The organism is Paenarthrobacter nitroguajacolicus (assembly GCF_007786235.1).
In the GTDB taxonomy this organism is placed as follows: domain Bacteria; phylum Actinomycetota; class Actinomycetes; order Actinomycetales; family Micrococcaceae; genus Arthrobacter; species Arthrobacter nitroguajacolicus_A.
Genome location: NZ_VNFK01000004.1, coordinates 298,131 through 317,815 on the forward strand (window position 1 = coordinate 298,131; position 19,685 = coordinate 317,815).

Here is a 19,685-nt window from a genome sequence, read left to right on the forward strand (position 1 = left end):
GGCTCCCGTAATTGTTAACGTTCACAACTAATTGCGTCAAGGGCTGTCCACGCCATAACGGCTAGAGTTCAAGAAACCCGCTGTCAATCAGGAGTCGCACGTGAGCAAGGGATCCAAGCCCACCATCCGGGACGTAGCGAAGGCCGCGGAGGTCTCCCTGACCACCGTTTCCTACGTGCTCTCCGGTCGGCACGGCGGGACCACCCGGATCAGCCAGCCGACGCAGGACAGGGTCTTGGCCGCGGTGAAGGAACTGGGCTATGTGCCCAATCAGGCCGCGCGGGGGATGCGGAGGGGCAAAACGGATGTGGTGGCGGTAGCCATCGGAAACCTTGAATGGCCCTGGGACCGCGCCCTCGCCACCGCCGCAGCAGCGATCCTCCCGCAGCATGGCTACCAACCCGTGATCCTGCTGGGCGACGACTGGCGGAAGTTCATGATGTCAGGCGGGGCGGACGGCGTGATCATCGGGTACTTCCCTGAAGCAAAGTCACAGGATGAAACTGTCACGGAGCTCGCCCGACGCGGCGTTGCCCAAGTGGTGATCTCCGGAACCATGAAGCCGGCGGGCTTCGATGTCCTTGCTCCAGAAGCTGACGCTGGGCTCAAGGAGTGCATGGACTTCCTCACCGCGTCCCACCGCAGAATCGCCTGCATCCGGAGGGCAGACCCGGCGGGACGGCCCAAGAGTCGCTTCGCCGCCTACGCAGCCGGATTGGAGAAGGCGGGCATTCCGCTCGACGAGACCTTTGTCAGGACGTCGCAGCACCGCCCGGCCATCGCCTATCAGTCCGCCCTTGAGCTGCTCCAACTGCCGGACCGGCCCACTGCCATCCTCTGCACGGACGACATGGAGGCGCTGCAGACCATCCGTGCCGCCTATCGCCTGGGCCTCCGCGTACCCGAAGATGTGCAGATTGTTGGCGTCGGGAACTCTACCGAGGGCCAGGATTACGATCCCGCCCTGACCACGGTTGGGCCCGAACCCATCTTCGAACAGGTGGTCCGTATGCTGTTGGATCGTTTGGCAGGCACCACTCCGGTGGAGGGCGTCAGGGTTGCCTCGCCGTGGAAGTTGCACCGGCGCGGCACCACTCTGAGTAACTAGTCCTTCAACGGGCGGCGAGCAAGCCAAGCCGCCACAATGGCGCCCGAGATGTTGTGCCACAGCGAGAACACTGCCGACGGCAGCGCTGCCAGCGGGCTGAAGTGCGCGGTGGCCAGTGTCGCTGCCAGGCCGGAGTTCTGCATGCCAACCTCGAAAGCGAGGGCGCGGCGAGCCTTGTCATCCAGGCGACCGAGCTTGCCGGCCAGGTAGCCGAGGCCCAGGCCGAAGCCGTTGTGGAGGACCACTGCCAGGAACACGATGCCGCCGGCGGCCACGATCTTGCTGGCGCTGCCCGCCACGACAATCGCAACAATCAGCGAAATCACGACGGCGGATGCCCACGGAAGTGCCGGGAGCACCTTCGCGACGAGCTTCGAGAGGAACAGTCGGGCCAGAAGGCCTGCGATGACCGGCAGCAGGACGGTTTTCACGATGTCCATGACCATGGCACCGGCATCGATGTGCAGGAACGAGCCGGCCAGGAAGAGCGTCAGTGCAGGAGTCACGATGGGGGCGATCAGTGTGGAAACGGAGGCAACGGCGACGGACAGGGCTACGTCGCCCTTGGCCAGGAATGCCATGACGTTGGACGCCGTACCGGAAGGAGCACAGCCCACCAGGATGAGGCCGACAGCCAGTTCGGGAGGGAGTTGGAGTAGGACGGCTATGAGCCAGCCGGCGCCGGGCATGATCACGTAATGCGCCACGATGCCCAGCGCTACGGCCCACGGTCGACGGGCCACCGAGGCAAAGTCCGGCGGAGTCAGCGTCAGGCCCATGCAGAACATGATGACGCCCAGCAGGTAAGGAACCGAGACGCCCAGGGGTTTGAACAGGTCCGGTATGAGGAAGCCGAGGACGCCGGCAACCACCACAAGAAGCGGGAACACCGTGACGGCAACCCGCGCGATCTTGGCCTCGGCGGCGAGGGCGGCGTTGACGGGCGCAGCGGATTCATCGGTTTTCGGTGGGGTATTGGTTGCCTCAAGCATTCATCCATGCTCACACTTGCCCCGCAGCGGGAACGAATTCTTTACTTGCAGGGAGACGTATATGTCAGATGACCGCTGTTTGCGTCAGGAGTTGAGTTTCCCTGCCAAACGCTCGCGCATGCGGATGCTGGCTTCGTTGAGCCCGATGAACTCCACCTCGCGCCCGTGGTTACGGTACTTCTCGGTAACGGAATCCAGCACGGCCACCGTTGACGCGTCCCAAATATGCGAGCCGTGCAGGTCGATGATCACTCGATCTATGCCTTCCGAGGAATCCTTTGCGTAGTCGAACTGCGTGTACAGATCGTTGGATGACGCAAAGAAAAGTTCGCCATCCACCGTGTAGGTGGCAACCCTTTCACCGTTGAGGTCCAGTTCGGTCCGCTCAACGGTAGCGAAGTGGGCCACGCGCCGCGCGAACAGCACCATGGCGGTCACAACTCCGACGCCGACACCCACCGCCAGGTTGTGCGTGGCCACCACGGCCGCAACAGTAACCACCATGACGGCGGTCTCCGACTTGGGCAGGCGCTTGAGCGTGGAAGGCCGGATGGAGTGCCAGTCGAAGGTGATCAGTGAAACGAAGATCATCACTGCCACCAAGGCAGCCATCGGAATCATGCCCACTACATCGCCCAGGACCACAACAAGGATCAGCAGGAAGACGCCGGCCAAGAATGTCGAGAGCCGGCTGCGGGCACCCGAACCCTTCACGTTGATCATGGTTTGGCCAATGACCGCGCAACCGCCCAAACCGCCCAGGAAACCGGTGACAATGTTGGCCGCCCCTTGACCCCAGGAGACCCGCGTCTTGTTGGAGCGCGTGTCCGTGATGTCATCCACGAGCTTGGCGGTCATCAGCGACTCCAGCAGGCCCACCAGCGCCATGGACAAGGCGAACGGCGCAATGATCTGGAAGGTCTCCAGGGTCAGCGGAACGTTGGGCAGGAAGAACCCGGGCAAGCTGTCCGGGAGTTCGCCCTTGTCGCTGACGGTGGGAACGTCCACATTGCCCAGCACGGTCACCAACGTGATGACCACGATCGCTACCAGCGGTGCAGGAATGGCAGTGGTCAGGCGTGGCAGCCCAAACACGATCACCAAGCCCACCACCACAATCGGATACACCATCCACGGCACGTTGAAGAGCTCTGGCATCTGAGACATGAACACCAGGATGGCCAGCGCGTTCACGAAGCCGATCATGACGGACCGTGGGATGAACCGCATCAGCTTGGTCACGCCAAGGACCGCAAGGATGATCTGGAAGACGCCCGCCAGAATGATGGTGGCAATCAGGTAGTCGAGCCCGTGTTCCTTCATGACGGGAGCGATCACCAATGCCACCGCGCCGGTGGCCGCGGAGATCATGGCAGGACGGCCGCCCACCAGCGCGGTGACCACGCCCATGGTGAACGATGCGAACAAGCCGATGCGTGGATCCACGCCCGCAATCACGGAAAAGGCAATGGCTTCCGGGATCAGCGCCAAAGCCACCACGAGCCCTGCGAGGGACTCCGTCAGCAGACGGCGGGGCGAGCGGAACGTCGCCCGCAGAGACATGAGTTGCTCGGGAGTCATGGGTCCTTACAGGGCAGATTTCTTACAGTGCAGTCTGGCGGTAACGCTCAATCTGCTTAAGACGCCGCTGGAGGCTGTCGCGCCGCGGGTGCGGGACGACGTCGGGCGCCTCAGCGGTGAGATCAATGTGTTCGGTTCCGTACTGCCACAGCAGGAGGTCGTCCAAGAGGCGGTCGGGGCCGGGGGAGTAGCGGTGGTCCAGGGCCTTGCGGACCTCGGTGATCCGGTTGGCGCTGAGCAGCCCGGCCAGTTCCACGGTCTTGGTGAGTCCGTGGGCGGCAAGGAGTTCGGCAGCCCATCCCCAGTCGTCATCAACTTTACGGTCAACGTGGGGCAGGAGCGTACGCCAGACGTCACGGACCCGGTTGGGTGTCAGCGGCGATCCGCCCTCCCCTTCGAGGTCCCAGTAGCTTCGGACTTCCTCGTAGCGCTCGTGAAGATCGGCGAACGCGCTCTCCACGGTTTCCAGCATGGCTGCCGTGGCTGTGAATTGACGGTCGAAATGCGGCGTCCATGCACGCGGGTCCTCGGCCTTGAAACGGATGTCGTGCTCGATCTCGCTCCATGCGTGCGCGAACACAGTACGGATCTGGCATTCAAAAAAGTAACTGCCGTTGGCGGGCATGTCCGGATTGAAGACGTGCTGGTACTCCTTGACGGCCTCATTCTGGATGGTGCGCAGGATGAGGTGCCTGCTGGAGTACCCGTACGTTCCGGACTCGATGGAACCGATGTCCTTCTCGCGGTCCCCACGGCAGTCGAAGAGCTGGCGTTGGCGCTTGATGATGTTGGCCACCGCAGCGTTTTCGGCGGGCAGCTTGGTGATCACGCGGATGCCCACCATGTCGTTCAACGTGCGGAATGGGTCCGGGAACTTGAGGACGCGCGGGCCCCCCGGCTCCAAAGGATCATCGGTGCGGGAAATTTTCTCGCGGAAAGACTCCACCGTTTTAGTCCGGCCGGTAACAAACAGTGGGGTGACCTCGGCGTCGTTCAACATGTCCCGCAGGGTGAGCAGGACGTCCCGCGTAACCCGCTTCAGGGCAGGGCGAACACGCTCGTAGAGTGCCACGTTCGCATCCACTGCATCGCGCTGATCCTGGTCCAGGCTGTCCCAATTGCTTGCCATGCCCCCAGCTTACGGGGCGGGTCCGACACTGAACCGAGCCACTCGCCGTCGGGGTGCCTCTAGCCAAACATCCGAACCGTCACGATAGGCTCAGTACAAAGGAGGGCGCAATGTTGCGGCACAAGTACAGCTACGGCGAACACCCCAGTCAGTGGGGCGAACTCTTCATACCTGAACCAAGCAACGGAAACCATCGCGGCGCATCAGCTGTGGCCGGTGGAATCGCCGTTGTGATCCATGGCGGCTACTGGCGTTCGCAGTACGGCGCGGAGCTCGGTGAGCCCCTGGCGCGCGACCTTGCCGCGCATGGCATTACCGCTTGGAACCTGGAATACCGGCGGGCCGGTAACGGCGGTGGTTGGCCCCATACCTTTGAGGACATCCTGGCCGGCATCGACCATCTGTCCGAAATCGCCGGCGAGCACGACCTCCAGCTCGGCAAGGTGGTGGCCCTCGGCCACTCCGCCGGCGGCCATTTGGCTGTCTGGGCTGCGGGCCGGCAGCGGCTCTCGGACATCGGAACGCCCGACGCCGACCGTCAACTCCAGCGCAGCCCTGAAGATAGCGCTGTGCACCTGACGGGCGTCGTCAGCCAGTCCGGCCTTCTGAACCTCGCCGCCGCGGAGAAACTGAACCTCAGCAACGGCGCAGTCTGCAATTTGATGGGCGGGGACTCCCATAGATACCCCAAACGGCATAAATACGCCGATCCCATGAGTTTGCTGCCGCTCGACGTCCCCGTATATGCCGTGCACGCCACGGATGACGAGGACGTTCCTGCGAGCCAGTCCGAAGCGTACGTGGCGGCGGCAACGGCAGCAGGCAGCGCGGCGCAGTTGCTGCGTGTTCCGGGAGACCACTTTGACCTGATCGATCCCAAAGCTGTGGCTTACAAGAAGTGCCGCGAACTGGTGCAACGCCTGCTCTCGTAATCTGTGGTCCGCCGGGACCGCCTCTGGCAGAGTGGTCCCATGCTGACAGTCATTGGTGAGGCCCTGGTCGACGTCGTTCAACGCCCCTCGGGAATTGAGGCGCACGTAGGCGGGAGCCCACTCAACGTTGCCGTGGGCCTCGCCAGGCTGGACCACCCGGTGCAGTTCATCGGGCGCTACGGCCGCGACGCCTACGGAGATTCCGTGGCCGCGCACCTGCGCTCGAGTTCGGTGATGGTGCCGCTTCCGCCGGATGAGAAGCCAACCAGCGTAGCCACTGCGCAGATTGACGACGACGGCGCCGCCACCTACGCCTTCGATCTCACCTGGGAACTCCCCGGCCTCGCCGGTAGGTTGCCGCTGATGCTGCAGGGCGCCACCTTGCTGCATACAGGTTCCATTGCCACCGCCTTGGAGCCCGGCGCCGCTGAGGTGCTCGCCGCCGTCGAGCATGCCCACCCGAGCAGCACCATCAGCTTCGATCCCAACTGCCGCCCCAGCATCATCACGGACGTTGAGTACGCGCGAACGCAGGCCGAGCGCTTTGTGGTCCTGTCCGACGTCGTGAAGGCTTCCGACGAGGACCTCGAGTGGCTGTATCCGGACGTTGATCCCACGGAATCCGCGCGCCGGTGGCTGTCCCTGGGCGGCGAGGAAGGACCGGCCCTGGTGGTGGTGACCCGTGGTTCACGCGGGCCGTGGGGCGTCACAAGGACAGGCGAAACCCAGGTTCCGGCGCCTTCCGTGAACGTCGTGGACACCGTGGGCGCTGGTGATTCGTTCATGGCGGGGCTGCTGTCCGCGATTGTGGATCACGGGCTGGATGGTGCGCAAAACCGCGAAGCGCTGCGCGCCATGCCCCCTGAAACGCTGGCTGCGATCATGGAGCATGCCAGCCGCGCCGCAGCCGTGACCGTTTCACGCGCCGGCGCCAACCCGCCCACGCGTGCCGAGCTGAACCACGGGGCTGTGTAAGTCTTCGGGGCTCCGTGAAATTCCAGGAGCAGGGCGCTTAGGCGGCCCCGTGCACGGCGGCCACTTCTTCGCCGGCCTTGACCGGGCCCGGGGGAGTGCCCTTCCCGAACGGGCTTCCGCCCAGCGATTCCCGCCCGTGAGCGGTGAGCCATCCGGATGGATCAGGGCCCGCCGGAACGATCTTCGTGGGATTAATGTCCTCGTGCACGATGTAGTAATGCTGTTTGATTTGCACGAAGTCGATGGTGTCCCCGAACCCCGGCGTCTGGAACAGGTCCCGTGCATAGGCCCACAACGCCGGCATTTCGCTGAGCTTGTTCCGGTTGCATTTGAAGTGTCCGTGATACACGGCGTCGAAGCGCGCCAACGTGGTGAAGAGCCGGACGTCAGCCTCGGTGATGGAGTTACCTACCAGGTATCGCTGGCCGGTGAGCCGTTCCTCCAACCAGTCCATGGCGTTCCACAACCGGGCGTAGGCGGCATCGTAGGCTTCTTGTGACCCGGCGAAGCCGCATCGGTAGACGCCGTTGTTGACCTCGGTAAAGACGCGTTTGTTGACCTGGTCGATTTCCTCACGGAGGTGCTCCGGGTACAGCTGGGGTGCGCCGGTGCGGTGGAACTCCGTCCACTCCGTGGAGAAGTCCAGCGTGATCTGCGGGTAGTTGTTGGTCACTACCTCGCCGCTGGGGATATCGACAATGGCCGGGACAGTGATTCCGCGGGGGTAATCCGGGAAACGGCGGAAGAACGCCTCCTGTAGCCGCTCGATGCCCAGCACGGGATCCTTGCCGCCGGGATCAAGGTCGAAAGTCCAAGAGCGGGCATCGTGGGTGGGGCCAGGTTGGCCAAGGCTGATGACATCCTCGAGTCCCAGAAGCCGGCGCACAATCACTGTCCGATTGGCCCACGGGCACGCCCGCGCCGCAATCAGCCGGTACCGCCCGGGCTCTACGGGCCAACCCGGCTCGCCGTTTGGTCCCGGAGTACCGTCGCGGGTGATGCGGTCCTCGATGTAGTTGGTGTCGCGGGTGAACTCACCGCCGGTGACGTACGCTCCGCGGGTGCTGTGTTCTTCGACTGCGCTGGTCTTCTCACTCATTGCCCCAGCCTATGCTCTGGGTTTTGGAAATGTGGAGGCTATTCCGGGCGCAAACGCCTGTTCGCTCCAACGTAGACTGGCATGATGCGGCTCGTAGCAAGCGATATTGACGGCACTATCCTCGGTCACGACGGAAAAATCAGTGATCGGACCATCAAGGCATTCCAGGCATGCCGCGACGCAGGCGTGGAACTCGTCTTCGTCACCGGCCGTCCGCCACGCTGGTTGTACCCACTCCAGGAACAGCTCGGGCACAGCGGAATCGTGATCTGTTCCAACGGCGCCGTGGTGTGGGACCTCGAAACGGAGAAGGCACTTTCCTCGTGCGTCCTGGATGCGGAGTCAGTCTTTGAGGCCCGCCGTATCATCAAATCCCTCCGGCCGGATGCCCTGTTCGCCGTCGAGACGTTGACGGGCTTCCAGCTGGAACCGGGCTTCATCGAAAACGAAACCAGCGAGCTGCTCGCGGAGTTCACCCCCAAACCGCTGATCGAGACGCTCACAGCGGATGACGCCGTCGTGAAGTTCCTGGCAATTACCCGCAAAGGTACGCCGGACGAGTTCCTGGCCGAGGTACAGCCGGCTGTTGCCCACCTCGTGTCCACCACGCACTCCGCCCCGCGGACGGCGATGCTGGAGATGTCCGTTCCGGGCATCAACAAAGCCGTCACCCTCGCCAAGTACGCAGAATCACTGGGGATCGAAGCCGCCGATGTGGTGGCGTTCGGGGACATGCCCAATGACATCGAAATGCTCCGTTGGGCTGGCCACGGCTACGCCATGGCCAGCGGACACCCGGAGGCCATCCTCGCCGCCGGCCAGCAGGCACCGCACTTCGACGACGACGGCGTGGCCCAGATTCTCGAGGCAAAGCTGACGGAGCAGCGGGTCTAGCGTCGTCAGACGCGGGGAATCCAGCAGCGCACCGTATCGCGGTATTGCTGGAACTCGGTTCCAAACCGTTTTTCCAAGTCTGCTTCTTCCAGTGGCCGGACGGCATAATTCCACAGCAGCGAACCGATCATCGCGTACGCGACCACGAGCCATGACCCCAGGATGAGGCCCACTCCTACGCCTTGGGTGATGCCGGCGACAGCCATCGGATTGCGAACCCAGCGATACGGGCCGGCGACAACCAACCGGTTGGGCATGGCGGATGGCAGGGGCGTTCCACTGCCCCGGGACGCCATGGTCACCGCCGAAGCGACCCCAAGAACGCTGGCCAGCACCAGAAGCGTGGCGCCCGCCGTGGCAGCGAACGGCGGAACAGGCAGGGACACCAGCCATCGAATTTCCAGCCACGATATGAGCAGTGGGACAGCGACGAGGAAGAAACCCCAGAACAGGATCATCTGCCCGATGGTCGCGCTCACGTGTGTAGTTGCCGGACGGTTCGCGGCAGCGGAGCGGAATGCGAAGGGCCCACGGACGATCCATTCCGTGGGAACCCGACCCAGCAGGACGAAGCAGAGCGCAAGGCCTGAGCAAGCGGCGGCGGCAATCATCATCAGGACGCCCAAGCCCGCTTCGGTAGTGATCGTGGCGTAGAGGGCCAGCGCGGCGGCTACCAAGGCCGTCCATCCTGAAGCCACCACAGCAGCGGCCTTCACACCAAGGGCCGCCAGGGCCGAACCCAGCACGAACAGCGGAACGTCGAGGGCGGCCACAGCGATGGGGTCGAGGCTTCCGAGGGTGGCTGTGCGGACCGCGGGCGATAAGAAGACGGCAATCCACCAAGCCATCCCGGAGATCGCCTGTGTTGCGAAGTAGGCCCGTCCCCAACGGTGCAACTGCGTCCCCGCAGGTGGGGCCGCAGGTGTCACGGGTGCCGCACGCCCTGGCCGGACAGCAGGGCGCGATACCCCTCTTTGTAGGTGGGGAAAGTGAGTTCAAAGCCCGTCGCCCTCAAGCGGGAATTCGAGCAGCGTTTGTCACCGGGGCCAGCGTCGGACGCGCCGCCAGGTGCCGCCGTCGGGGGTTCCGGGCAACCCATCTCAGAGGCGAGGAACCGCATGACTTCGCCCATTTCGGCAGCGTGATCGTCAACGCCCACGTACACCGGATCCGGGACCTGATCCATGGTGGTGAGGTGGACGATCATGGCCGCAGCATCGTCCCTGTGGACACGGTTCGTGTGCCGGGGCTGGGCCGGAATGACGGCTTGGCCCGTTCTGACTTGGTCGATCAGGCGGGTGCGTCCGGGTCCGTAGATCCCGCCGAGCCGGAGGGAGATTGGCTGCGTACCCGTTCTGCGAGTCCGGGCGAACAGCAGCTCCTCGGCCTCCACCAACACCTTGCCGCTGAACCGAGTGGGCTCCGTTGGCGTCGACTCGTCCACAACGGCCCCACCGGAGTCCTTGTACACGGCCGTGGACGAAACGAAGAGGACCCGACGCGGCTCTATGGACTGCCGCTCCAGCGCGTCCAGCACGTTCTTCACGCCGTTCAGGTACGCCGCGCGATAGGCCTCTTCAGTGGAGGCATCGGCAGCGACGGCCACCACCACAATGTCCACATCCGCGGGTAACTCCGGGAGCTCCACGGCGAGGTCCGCGTAGACGCCACGGATTTCCGGAGGCAGCTTTTCGGGGGAACGGCGCAAGCCCACAACCTGGTGGCCTGCCGCAGCGAAGCGAAGCCCGGCTTCCGTTCCAAGGTCGCCGCATCCGGCAATCAACACAGTCATGTCCCTAGTCTGGCAGTTCCAGACTGTCACCGACTTCCCAGACTCCATACAACCGGCGTTCACATTGCAACCGTAGGCTTCCAGCCAAGGGACCCGTTCGCATCGTGTCTTACAAGTCGGATTTGCAGGGGTAATCATGGCCAAGCGCAGGATCAACGATTTCAACACCGCTCCTTTGCGGCGCATCGAACCGGATCACCACTGGCGTTCGCTGCGCCAAGGCGACAGGGTCAGCGTCACGCTCACGCCGGGGTACGAATCGGCTGGCGTAGTTGACGCCGTCACCGGCGATGCCACCGCCGTTTGGGTGGAGCTCGACGGCGGTCGCGGCCGGACGCTGGTTCATGTCAGCGACGGCGTGGCGATAGTCCCGCACGAGGCCTGACGCCCTTCATTGGGGTGCTGGTCCGCTACGCTACGGGTGTGACGCTGCCCTATTTCCTCCGCAAGGACGGTTCAGTGGGTCCTTTGGCCTTCGCGCACCGTGGTTTCTCTTTGGATGGCCTGGAGAATTCCATGGGTGCCTTCAGGGCTGCGGCGGAACTCGGGACCGTGCACCTTGAAACGGACGTCCACACCACGTCGGACGGCGTGCTACTGGTCTTCCACGACTCCTCCTTGGACCGCGTGACGGATTCCGTGGGCAAGATCGCGGAGCTGACAGCCGCCGAGGTGGCCACGGCCCGCATCGGCGGGGTGGAACCTGTTCCGACCTTCGATGAGCTGGTTTCAGCGCTGCCGGACGCCCGGCTGAACCTGGATATCAAGGACTGGAATTCGGTGGGCTCGATGGCCGAGGCCATTGAGCGGCACGGGATCCATGATCGCGTCCTGGTCACCAGCTTCTCGGACAGGCGCCGCCGGGCAGTCCTGTCCAAGCTGTCTCGTCGCGTGGCTTCCTCAGCCGGCAGTTCGCTCACTGCGTTCTTTGTTCTTCTTGGTCCCCTGCTTCCGGTTCCATGGGCGCGAAGGCTGCTTGCCGGCGTCGACGTTTTCCAAGTTCCCGTGCGCTACGGCAGGTTCCGTGTGGTGACCCCGGGATTCATCCGCCGTGCCCATCGCCTGAACAGGCAGGTGCATGTATGGACCATCAACGATCCTGCCGAAATGGAGCGTCTGCTGGATCTGGGCGTGGACGGAATCGTGTCCGACCGCTTGGACCTCCTCAAGGAGGTCCTGATCCGTCGAGGCCAGTGGGTCTAGGTAGTCCGCTGAGCTCCCGCGACATGGCATTTGATGATAGTTCCAAGCACTCACATTGGCATTAAGTGTCATCCCGGCGGAGCTGGCAGGCCCGGATCCTCTCGAGGTCGAACTTGGGGCTGCGATCGAACGTGAAGATGCCGTTCTTCTCCTGGAAGACATCCGTCAGCTGCGTGTAGCAGTACCCAAACATGTCCGGATTATCCAGCAGGACGCCACAGAGTCCCTCGAAGCGGGCGTAGAACTCCTCTTCGCTGCTGACGCGCTGGCCGTAGCCCCAGGAACTTTCGACGTCGGTGCCGGCCGCCTCTGCTGCCTGGCGGGCTTCAGTCTCGTTCCACCAAATGCCGCCGAATTCGGAGACGAAGTACGGCTGGCCGCCGTAGGGCACTGAGTACTCCTCGCCGTCGTCCTTGCGGTTGATGTACGGCTTTCCCTCGGCCAGTCCCTGCTGCTCGATGCGGAAACGCTCGGGGTCCTGCTCGTAGGAGTGGGAGTCGTAGATGTCGGTCTCACGAATCCTATGGGCATAACCGGAAGCGTCTATGACTGGCCGGGTGGGGTCAGCGAGCTTGGTGGCGAGGAACATCGCCTGGGTGACGTCGTCCAGTACGGTGATGTGGTCGTGCAGGACCTGGTGGGTTTCGTTGAGGGGACACCAGCCGATGATGGACGGGTGGTTGACGTCGCGCTGCAGTACCTCCAACCATTGGGCCACGAAACTCGCCGTGGGTTTCTGGTTGTGGCCTATGGTGCCGCCACCGGATACTCCCCAATCGCCGAACTCGCCCCACACCAGGTACCCGAGCCGGTCCGCGTGATAAAGAAAGCGCTCCTCGAAGACCTTTTGGTGCAGGCGGGCGCCGTTGAACCCGGCAGCCATGGAGAGCTCAATGTCCTTGATCAACGCGGCCTCATCGGGCGAGGTCATCAAGGACTCCGGCCAGTAGCCCTGGTCCAGGACCAGCCGCTGGAACACGGCCTTGCCGTTGATGCGGACCACCTTGCCGTCCAAGGCCACTGATCGCACGGCTGCGTAACTGCTGACGCGGTCCACAACGTGGCCGGAACCGTCACGCACAGTGACTTCGAGGTCATAGAGGAAGGGATCCTCAATGGACCAGGGGCGGAGAGTCTCGGCCGGGATGTTGAGCTGGAGTGATGGGGTGAGGTCCAGATCGGCACGCGCCGACGCTTGGATCCTTTCAGCGTCCCCGGTGAGGACCGCAGAAACCGTGTGCCCGGTCCGGTTCCGGCTGATAGGCACTTCCAGTGTGATGCTGGAGGCTGCCAGATTGGGGGTCATGCGGAGGCGCTTGATGTAGACCTCGGGTATGGCCTCCATCCACACCGTCTGCCAGATCCCAGTGGTGCGTGTGTACTGGCAATGAGTGTTGTTGTACCAGGTTGCCTGCTTGCCGCGGGCCTGCATCTCATGCCGCGAGTCCCGCGCCCGGACCACGATCACAGCGTCCGCTCCAGGTTCCACCACTCCGCCCAAATCCGCGGTAAACGGCGTGAACCCGCCTCGATGCCGCGCAACCTCAACACCGTTCACCCACACGGTGGCGTCGTGGTCCACTGCGCCGAAGTGAAGCAGCACGTTGTGTCCGGCCCATTCCTGGGGGATGGACACTGTCCGGCGATACCAAACGGCTTCCATGAAGTCGACGTGCTCAATCCCGGAAAGCGCCGATTCAGGCGCGAACGGGACCAGTATCTCGCTGTTGAGTTCGCGGGTGGGGAGCCCGCGCTCCCAACCGGAGTCGCCGGCGTCGATCTCAAAACCCCAGGTGCCGTTGAGGTTCATCCACTTCTCGCGGACCAGCTGAGGGCGGGGGTGCTCGGGCTTGGGCATGGTGGAGGTCACATTTTGGCTCACACTCAAAAACCTAACGTGAGATGGTGTTCAGTACCACCAGTCGCCGCGGGAGGAGATTGACGTGACCCAGTTCCGTCTAGCCATTCTTGATGATTACCAGCAGGTCGCCGGGGACTACGCCCCGTGGGATTCACTGCTCGACGACGGCGTGAAGGTCAGCGTCTTCAGCGCACCTTTCGTTTCCGAAGAGCAAGCTGTGGCGGCTTTGGCGCCGTTCGACATCATTGTGGCCATGCGCGAACGCACGCGATTCCCACAGCGTGTCCTCGATTCGCTGCCGAACCTGAAACTCCTGGTCACCACGGGCATGGCCAACGCCGCGATCGACCTCGAAGCGGCCACAGAACGCGGCATCGTGGTGTGCGGGACAGGTGGCTCGCCGGCTGCGGCACCCGAACTGACGTGGGCGCTGCTGCTTGCCTTCGCTAGGAACCTGGTGGCGGAAGAGAACTCGCTGCGGGCAGGCGAGTGGCAGACCGGCGTCGGGTTCGAACTCGAAGGCAAGACGCTGGGAATCGTTGGGCTGGGCAAGATCGGCAAGCGGATTGCGGGCTACGCCAAGGCGTTCGGGATGGACGTCCTCGCGTGGAGCCAGAACCTCACTACCGAGGATGCTGAGGCCGCTGGCGCCCGCAAGGTGAGCAAGGAGGAGTTGTTCCGTGAGTCCGATGTGGTGACGCTGCACCTGAGGTTGTCCGAACGGACGGAGGGCATTGTTGGCGCGGAGGAGCTGCGGCTCCTGGGCCCGGACGGAGTCCTGGTCAACACAGCGCGGGGACCATTGGTGGATGAAGCGGCGTTGATCCGGGCATTGGAGGAGGGGTGGATCCGGGGTGCTGCCCTGGATGTCTTTGATGAGGAGCCCCTGCCCGCAGGGCACGCGATGCTGCATTCTCCGCGCACTGTCCTCTCGCCGCACATCGGGTACGTGACGCATGAGAGTTACCGGCAGTTCTACGGTGGGGCGTTCGAGGACGTGAAAGCGTGGCTTGAGGGCACGCCCGTGAGGGCTATCAGCGGCTAGGTTACAGCGTGGGCAAGCGCTTTCCGAGCAAAGCTGGCAAGATGGGTCCATGCGTATCCTCATCGCCCCGGACAAGTTCAAGGGATCACTGACCGCCGCCGAAGCAGCGTCAGCCATGGCCGAAGGCGCCCTCCGTGTTTACCCGGATGCCGTGACCACCCAGTTCCCCATTGCCGACGGCGGCGAAGGAACACTGGACGCTGCCGTTGCTGCTGGCTACGAAGAGCGGAACAACGCCGTTGTGGGTCCGATCCTCAAGCCTGTCGGCGCGTCCTGGGCCGTCCGTAAGGATTCTTTCGGTGGCGCGACTGCCGTGATCGAGACCGCTCAGGCATCAGGCCTGGCCCACATGGAGCCCACTCCCGAGAACTCACTTCGCGCCCACAGCTACGGCTGCGGCCAGCTGATCGCCGCCGCCCTGGATGCCGGTGCAACCGAGATTGTGCTTGGTTTGGGCGGCTCGGCCATGTCCGACGGCGGCAGCGGAGCGCTGCGTGCGTTGGGGCTCAAACCCGTTGATGCCGCCGGGAACGTGGTTCCCCTCGGCGGAGGTTCCCTGGCCGACGTCGTTGCCTTGAACGTTTCCGAGCTGGATCCGCGGCTGCGTGCCGTGAAGTTCCGCATCGCCGTCGACGTCCAAAACCCGCTGTACGGCCAGGAAGGTGCCGCCCACGTTTTCGGCCCGCAGAAGGGCGCGGATGAGGACGCCGTCGAAAGGCTCGACGCCGGTCTCCGCAACTGGGCGTCGCTCCTTCGGGAGGCCACCGGCCGCGACGTGAACGTTCCGGGAGCTGGAGCGGCGGGCGGGTTCCCGGCGTCGTTCCTGGCTTTCACTGACGCTGCGCTGGAAGGCGGCTTCGCGCTGGTGGCCGGACTCACGGGCCTCGCTTCACACTTGAGCGAGGCCGACCTGGTAATCACCGGCGAAGGCTCCATGGACGAGCAGTCGCTCACGGGCAAGGCGCCGATCGCACTCGCCGATGCCGCGAGCGTGCACGGCATTCCCGTCATCGCGGTCGCTGGCCGCATTACCGTAACGCCCGAGGACCTGGCGAAGCACGGCATTGTGGCCGCCGCCCAGCTGCTGGACGTAGCTCAGCGCAAGGACGGCGTTCCGGACGTGGCCGACGCCGTTGCCAACGCTGGCAAATACCTCGCATGGGCAACGAGCCAGGTGCTTGAAGGGGCGTAGCCCGTCTTGGCCATAGCGCCACCGGCGGCTATTGGCTAGGCTCGAGAGCGTGTCAAAGATGAGTGGGGACTACCAAATCCGTCGGTTCGAGCCGGCCGCCAAGAATGAACCTGATTACGATGCCGCCGTAGCGTGGTCGCGTGCGGTGGCCTTCGGGTTCCACGAGGAGAGCAAGAGCGAGACAAGGATCGATCGAGGCTTGGCCATGAGCCGGGCCGACCACAGTGTGTTTACCGGGGTCTATCAGACCAGCGAACCGGCGGCGTACTCCCTTAGCGCTGAGGTGCCGGTTGCTACCTTCGCGACGTGGCGCAAGACGCTCAACGTCGGTTTTGGAAAGCTCGTGGATGCTCACCTGATCTCAGCAGTGACAGTCCGCACCTCGCACCGCCGCCGAGGCCTGCTGCGGCAGATGATGAGCGAAGACCTGGCTTTGGCCAAGGACGATGGCGTCGCGATTGCAGCGCTGACGGCCTCTGAAGCGTCCATCTATGGGCGCTTCGGGTTCGGCGTCGCGACCTCCGAGCAGTCCATCACGGTGGATACGAGCGCTCGCTTCAAGCTCAACCATGCTCCGGAAGGAACCGTGGAAGTGGCCGACCCGAAGATCCTGCTGGACTTGGCGCCACAGATCTTCGAGCAGCAACACCGGCATTTGCCCGGATCAATCGACCGGCAGGAGTCTTACCGCCAATATGTCTCCGGATCTGTTGGCGGCGATGGGGCCGATGGAGACGGGGGACCGGATGCCAAGATCAAGGCGGCCCTGCATTATGCGTCCAACGGTGATGTTGACGGTTACGTGTCCTACAAATTCGGTGGGTGGGAAACGGAGCCTGCCACCATGGAGATCGTGGACTTGGTGGCAGCCAACTCCGCCGCCTACTTGGAACTGTGGCAGTACTTGGGCGCCATTGATCTTGTGGAACGCGTGAAGTGGAGCGGAGTCTCCGTGGACAACCCCCTGACCTGGGCCCTTGAGGACCCGCGTTGCGTCAAGGGGTCCGACCCGCGGGACATGCTCTGGCTGCGAATCCTGGATATTCAGAAGGCCCTGGAAGAGCGTCAATTCCCCGCCGATGGCACCCTGGTCCTGAAGGTCCGCGATGCACTCGGACTGACGCCCGGGACGTTCTCGCTCGATGTCCGCGAGGGCCACGCAACCGTGACTGCTACCGATGCTGCCCCTGATCTGGAGTTGGACATCTCCGTGTTGTCATCCATTTACTTGGGCGCAGTCCATCCGGCATCCTTGGTGGCGGCTGGGCGGATACAAGAGAACCAGCAGGGTGCGGCGTTCCTGGCAGCGCAGATGTTCGCGGTGGAGCGGCCAGCATTTTGCCCGACGCACTTCTGATGGGAGGGCAGGCACTGCGGCGTCACTACTGCCGGTAGCCCTCCACTTCGCTGGCGGGTCGCGGTTCGGCCTCGTCCGGGTTCTCGCCGGCGTCCTTCTTTGCACGGCGTTGGCGCAGCAAGTCCCAGCACTGGTCCAACTGGGCTTCGAGCTGGGCAAGGCGGGCGCGGTTGTCGTCGTCCTCGGCACCGGCTGCGTCGCGGAGTCGGTGCTCTTCCTCGACCAGTGACTGGATTCGCTCCAAGAGATCCTGGTTGTCCATGGCTGTACTCCTCTGTGTGGTTTGCGCGGTTATCTAGAACGTAGTCCTGCCGATGGGGTGCGTCTACTGGTGGCCACCGGCATACTGGCCACATGAAATTCACAACCACCATCGTGGGCGATGGCAACAAAGCGGGCATCGAAGTTCCGGACGAGATCGTTGGCGGGCTGGGTGCCGGCAAACGGCCACCGGTCGTCGTGACCATCAACGGGCAGAGCTACCGCAGCAGCATCGCCGTGATGGGCGGAAAGTACATGGTGGGCGTCAGCTCGGCCAATCGTGAGCTCACGGGTGCTTCGGCGGGGGACACTGTTGAAGTTGGCTTGGAAGTGGACACCCAGCCCCGCGTCATCGAGGTGCCCCAGGACCTGGCCGCTGCCCTCGACGCCGAGCCCGAGGCGAAGGCCTTCTACGGAACCCTGAATTACAGCTCGCGGCGGCGTTACGTAGAGCCGATCGGGGACGCCAAGACGGAAGAGACCCGCGCACGGCGGATTGCGAAAGTGGTCTCGGACCTGAAAGCGGGAAAGAAGTAGCGCCGCCCTAGTCCGGCCTATCCATCAGCAGGCTTCGGCACGCCAGCTGCAGTGCCAGCCGGGCTTCGGGCGTTAGGCTGGGGTTTTCAAACCGAGGGACTGATGGTGGTTTACGACCGGGAGCGTGAGCGTCGCGACGATGCAGTGTATGCCGAGCATAAAGCTGCCGTCGCCAGAGGTGAGGAACGCGTCCTCCGCAGGACCAGCACCGGCGAACTCCACAGTTATCCCGGAGATGAGATCGGGTTCACACCAGGCCGCGGCCAGGCGCAGGTGAGTTCCTGGTGGGGGATGGCGATTCTGTCGGCATTCGGGTGCCTTGGATTCGTTGCCTCGGTGGCGATGTTCCTTTCCCCGCTTCTTCACGGAGCAGGCCCTTCTTGGGGGGCTCTCTGGGTTGTGGGACTCGCGGGATTCATTGCTTGGTATGGGTTCAACTTGTCCAAGGACGAGTACAAAGCCATGCGGCTTCGCAAGCAACGCGGTGCTCCTAAGCCGGGCAGTGGTTACGTTGATGTGGATCTGCTGGAGCTAGGCAGGCCCCGCTCCTGACCCAGCCAGCCGCCGTCGTGCGCTTTCGCGGGAGTCAACCATCTGCGCCCCTGTCAGTACGCCCGAAAGTCCTCGCGACTTGGTGAGGGGCACCGCCACGAACGCTGCCAGGAGCAGCAGGCCGGTGAGCGGGCCGAACGCCGTGGTAGGCAGCAATGCGCCGAGGAACGACAACACCACATAGAGCCCGCCGGTGGCGCTCGCGCGGAGCAATGCCCGACGGCGGGTGGTTGGCCACTGCGGTTGCAGCCACACGGCGCGCTGGCCGAGGGATGCACCGGAACCCACGAGCGCCGGAAGGTAGAACACCAGGAAGCCGGGCACGAGGTGCATAAGGACGAGGGAGGTGGCGTCGTCCGCACCGGGGAGGTCCGCGCCCAGCGCGAGCAGCCCAACCCGGTACGTGACCACAAAGGCGAAGCCGAGGAACGCCAGCGCCACATAGTCGATGACCATCCCCAGCCAGCGCCGCCAGACGGTGACGGGGCGGCTCTGGTTGCGGGCCGCGCGGAGTTCGCGTCGTTGCGGCATGAACCAGAGGACAAGCGGTGCGATGAGCGCGCCGATCAAGGCGCCCAAGGTGTTGGTGATGAGGTCGTCGATGTCGGCCAGGCGGTAAGCGCAGCCGTACAGGCCCCACAATCCGGTGAACTGTGTGGCTTCGATAAGCCCGGAGGCCAGGGCACCGGACAGCGTTGAAACCGCGATGTTCCACGAAAGGTAGCGCCGCGCGATGATGCCCCACGGAATGAACAGCACCACGTTGAACACAACCTGGAGCGTGGCGCGGCTGGTCAGCGTTCCGGTGATCCCAAGGCCCGACGTTTCACGTTGAATGTCGTCCAGGAATTGGAACGGGATGGCTTGGAACGTGCTTCCGTGTGGCCCGCATTTCAACAGATTGGGGTCCGGCAGCGGGAGCAACGTGTAAGCCACCAGGGCTACGCCGTAGACGCTCAGCCCCGCGGCGCCCAGAAATCGACGCCACGTGAATCTGCCGTACATCCTGTACTGAACAGCCACGATCGGCACCATGAACACGCCAAAGAGGATCACCCCTCCCAGCACACCCACGTACGCCGGCCACACCCATTCCCCCATGATTCCCCTTCACTCGTTCCCTCCATGGTTTCAGGATGGGAGGTTCAATTCCTCCGTCCGCGTGGTGATGTTGC

General features: G+C 63.7%; 20 protein-coding genes. 11 read left to right on the plus strand and 9 right to left on the minus strand.

Annotated features, from left to right (window positions below; genetic code table 11):
• The first annotated feature begins 100 nt into the window (after positions 1–100).
• Positions 101–1,108 (plus strand): LacI family DNA-binding transcriptional regulator, encoded by a 1,008-nt coding sequence (locus tag FQP90_RS07175; protein WP_144649034.1) that lies wholly within the window; start codon positions 101–103, stop codon positions 1,106–1,108.
• Here FQP90_RS07175 and FQP90_RS07180 read toward each other — a convergent pair.
• The 3 genes from FQP90_RS07180 to FQP90_RS07190 all read right to left on the minus strand — a co-directional run bounded on the left by FQP90_RS07180 (position 1,105) and on the right by FQP90_RS07190 (position 4,810).
• Positions 1,105–2,100, minus strand: coding sequence for a bile acid:sodium symporter family protein (locus tag FQP90_RS07180; protein ID WP_144649035.1), 996 nt, complete (start codon positions 2,098–2,100; stop codon positions 1,105–1,107). The two genes, FQP90_RS07175 and FQP90_RS07180, sit on opposite strands and share 4 nt — an antisense overlap.
• A gap of 84 nt (positions 2,101–2,184) precedes the next feature.
• Positions 2,185–3,681 (minus strand): SulP family inorganic anion transporter, encoded by a 1,497-nt coding sequence (locus tag FQP90_RS07185; protein ID WP_144649036.1) that lies wholly within the window; start codon positions 3,679–3,681, stop codon positions 2,185–2,187.
• Positions 3,682–3,703: 22 nt separating this feature from the next.
• The gene (locus tag FQP90_RS07190; protein ID WP_144649037.1) at positions 3,704–4,810 is read right to left on the minus strand and encodes a GTP pyrophosphokinase; all 1,107 of its coding nucleotides are present in this window, start codon (positions 4,808–4,810) and stop codon (positions 3,704–3,706) included.
• Between the two features lie 110 nt (positions 4,811–4,920).
• Between FQP90_RS07190 and FQP90_RS07195 the strand changes: the two genes are divergently transcribed.
• Together FQP90_RS07195 and FQP90_RS07200 are read left to right on the plus strand one after the other, a co-directional pair.
• Positions 4,921–5,742 carry an alpha/beta hydrolase fold domain-containing protein gene (locus FQP90_RS07195; protein ID WP_144649038.1) on the plus strand — a complete coding sequence of 274 codons (822 nt, stop codon included), beginning with the start codon at positions 4,921–4,923 and terminating at the stop codon, positions 5,740–5,742.
• 39 nt (positions 5,743–5,781) lie between these two features.
• Positions 5,782–6,717, plus strand: a complete 936-nt coding sequence (locus tag FQP90_RS07200) for a carbohydrate kinase family protein (RefSeq protein ID WP_144649039.1) — start codon at positions 5,782–5,784, stop codon at positions 6,715–6,717.
• Between the two features lie 37 nt (positions 6,718–6,754).
• Here FQP90_RS07200 and FQP90_RS07205 read toward each other — a convergent pair whose 3' ends face one another.
• On the minus strand, positions 6,755–7,816 hold the full coding sequence (locus FQP90_RS07205; protein WP_144649040.1) for a glutathione S-transferase family protein: 1,062 nt from the start codon (positions 7,814–7,816) through the stop codon (positions 6,755–6,757).
• Between the two features lie 84 nt (positions 7,817–7,900).
• On the opposite strand from FQP90_RS07205, the gene FQP90_RS07210 reads away from it, so the two are divergent.
• Positions 7,901–8,710: an HAD family hydrolase gene (locus FQP90_RS07210; protein ID WP_208759963.1), complete on the plus strand. Its 810-nt coding sequence runs from the start codon at positions 7,901–7,903 to the stop codon at positions 8,708–8,710.
• A gap of 5 nt (positions 8,711–8,715) precedes the next feature.
• Here the strand turns inward: FQP90_RS07210 and FQP90_RS07215 are convergent, their stop codons facing one another.
• Both FQP90_RS07215 and FQP90_RS07220 read right to left on the minus strand, forming a co-directional pair.
• A complete protein-coding gene (locus tag FQP90_RS07215; RefSeq protein WP_144649119.1) occupies positions 8,716–9,558 on the minus strand; it encodes a methyltransferase family protein in 843 nt (280 codons plus the stop codon).
• A 77-nt stretch (positions 9,559–9,635) separates the two neighbouring features.
• Positions 9,636–10,502: an NAD-dependent epimerase/dehydratase family protein gene (locus FQP90_RS07220; protein WP_144649042.1), complete on the minus strand. Its 867-nt coding sequence runs from the start codon at positions 10,500–10,502 to the stop codon at positions 9,636–9,638.
• Positions 10,503–10,638: 136 nt separating this feature from the next.
• Between FQP90_RS07220 and FQP90_RS07225 the strand changes: the two genes are divergently transcribed.
• Positions 10,639–10,887, plus strand: coding sequence for a hypothetical protein (locus FQP90_RS07225; protein WP_144649043.1), 249 nt, complete (start codon positions 10,639–10,641; stop codon positions 10,885–10,887).
• A gap of 38 nt (positions 10,888–10,925) precedes the next feature.
• Positions 10,926–11,705, plus strand: coding sequence for a glycerophosphodiester phosphodiesterase (locus tag FQP90_RS07230; RefSeq protein ID WP_208759956.1), 780 nt, complete (start codon positions 10,926–10,928; stop codon positions 11,703–11,705).
• Between the two features lie 61 nt (positions 11,706–11,766).
• Here the strand turns inward: FQP90_RS07230 and FQP90_RS07235 are convergent, their stop codons facing one another.
• The gene (locus FQP90_RS07235; protein ID WP_144649121.1) at positions 11,767–13,575 is read right to left on the minus strand and encodes a glycoside hydrolase family 2 protein; all 1,809 of its coding nucleotides are present in this window, start codon (positions 13,573–13,575) and stop codon (positions 11,767–11,769) included.
• Between the two features lie 73 nt (positions 13,576–13,648).
• Between FQP90_RS07235 and FQP90_RS07240 the strand changes: the two genes are divergently transcribed.
• From FQP90_RS07240 to FQP90_RS07250, 3 genes are read left to right on the plus strand one after another with little or no spacing between them, the layout of a single operon-like run.
• Positions 13,649–14,611, plus strand: coding sequence for a D-2-hydroxyacid dehydrogenase family protein (locus tag FQP90_RS07240; RefSeq protein WP_144649044.1), 963 nt, complete (start codon positions 13,649–13,651; stop codon positions 14,609–14,611).
• Between the two features lie 49 nt (positions 14,612–14,660).
• On the plus strand, positions 14,661–15,803 hold the full coding sequence (locus FQP90_RS07245; RefSeq protein ID WP_144649045.1) for a glycerate kinase: 1,143 nt from the start codon (positions 14,661–14,663) through the stop codon (positions 15,801–15,803).
• Between the two features lie 58 nt (positions 15,804–15,861).
• Positions 15,862–17,160: a GNAT family N-acetyltransferase gene (locus FQP90_RS07250; RefSeq protein ID WP_144649122.1), complete on the plus strand. Its 1,299-nt coding sequence runs from the start codon at positions 15,862–15,864 to the stop codon at positions 17,158–17,160.
• Positions 17,161–17,185: 25 nt separating this feature from the next.
• On the opposite strand, the gene FQP90_RS07255 is transcribed toward FQP90_RS07250, so the two are convergent.
• Positions 17,186–17,422, minus strand: a complete 237-nt coding sequence (locus FQP90_RS07255) for a DUF2630 family protein (RefSeq protein WP_144649046.1) — start codon at positions 17,420–17,422, stop codon at positions 17,186–17,188.
• A gap of 92 nt (positions 17,423–17,514) precedes the next feature.
• On the opposite strand from FQP90_RS07255, the gene FQP90_RS07260 reads away from it, so the two are divergent.
• On the plus strand, positions 17,515–17,958 hold the full coding sequence (locus tag FQP90_RS07260; protein ID WP_144649047.1) for a YdeI/OmpD-associated family protein: 444 nt from the start codon (positions 17,515–17,517) through the stop codon (positions 17,956–17,958).
• A gap of 102 nt (positions 17,959–18,060) precedes the next feature.
• A complete protein-coding gene (locus tag FQP90_RS07265) occupies positions 18,061–18,510 on the plus strand; it encodes a hypothetical protein (protein WP_306439380.1) in 450 nt (149 codons plus the stop codon).
• Here the strand turns inward: FQP90_RS07265 and FQP90_RS07270 are convergent.
• Complete coding sequence (locus FQP90_RS07270; protein WP_144649048.1) at positions 18,490–19,611, minus strand: VanZ family protein; 1,122 nt, start codon at positions 19,609–19,611, stop codon at positions 18,490–18,492. The genes FQP90_RS07265 and FQP90_RS07270 overlap by 21 nt on opposite strands.
• Positions 19,612–19,685 lie beyond the last annotated feature (74 nt).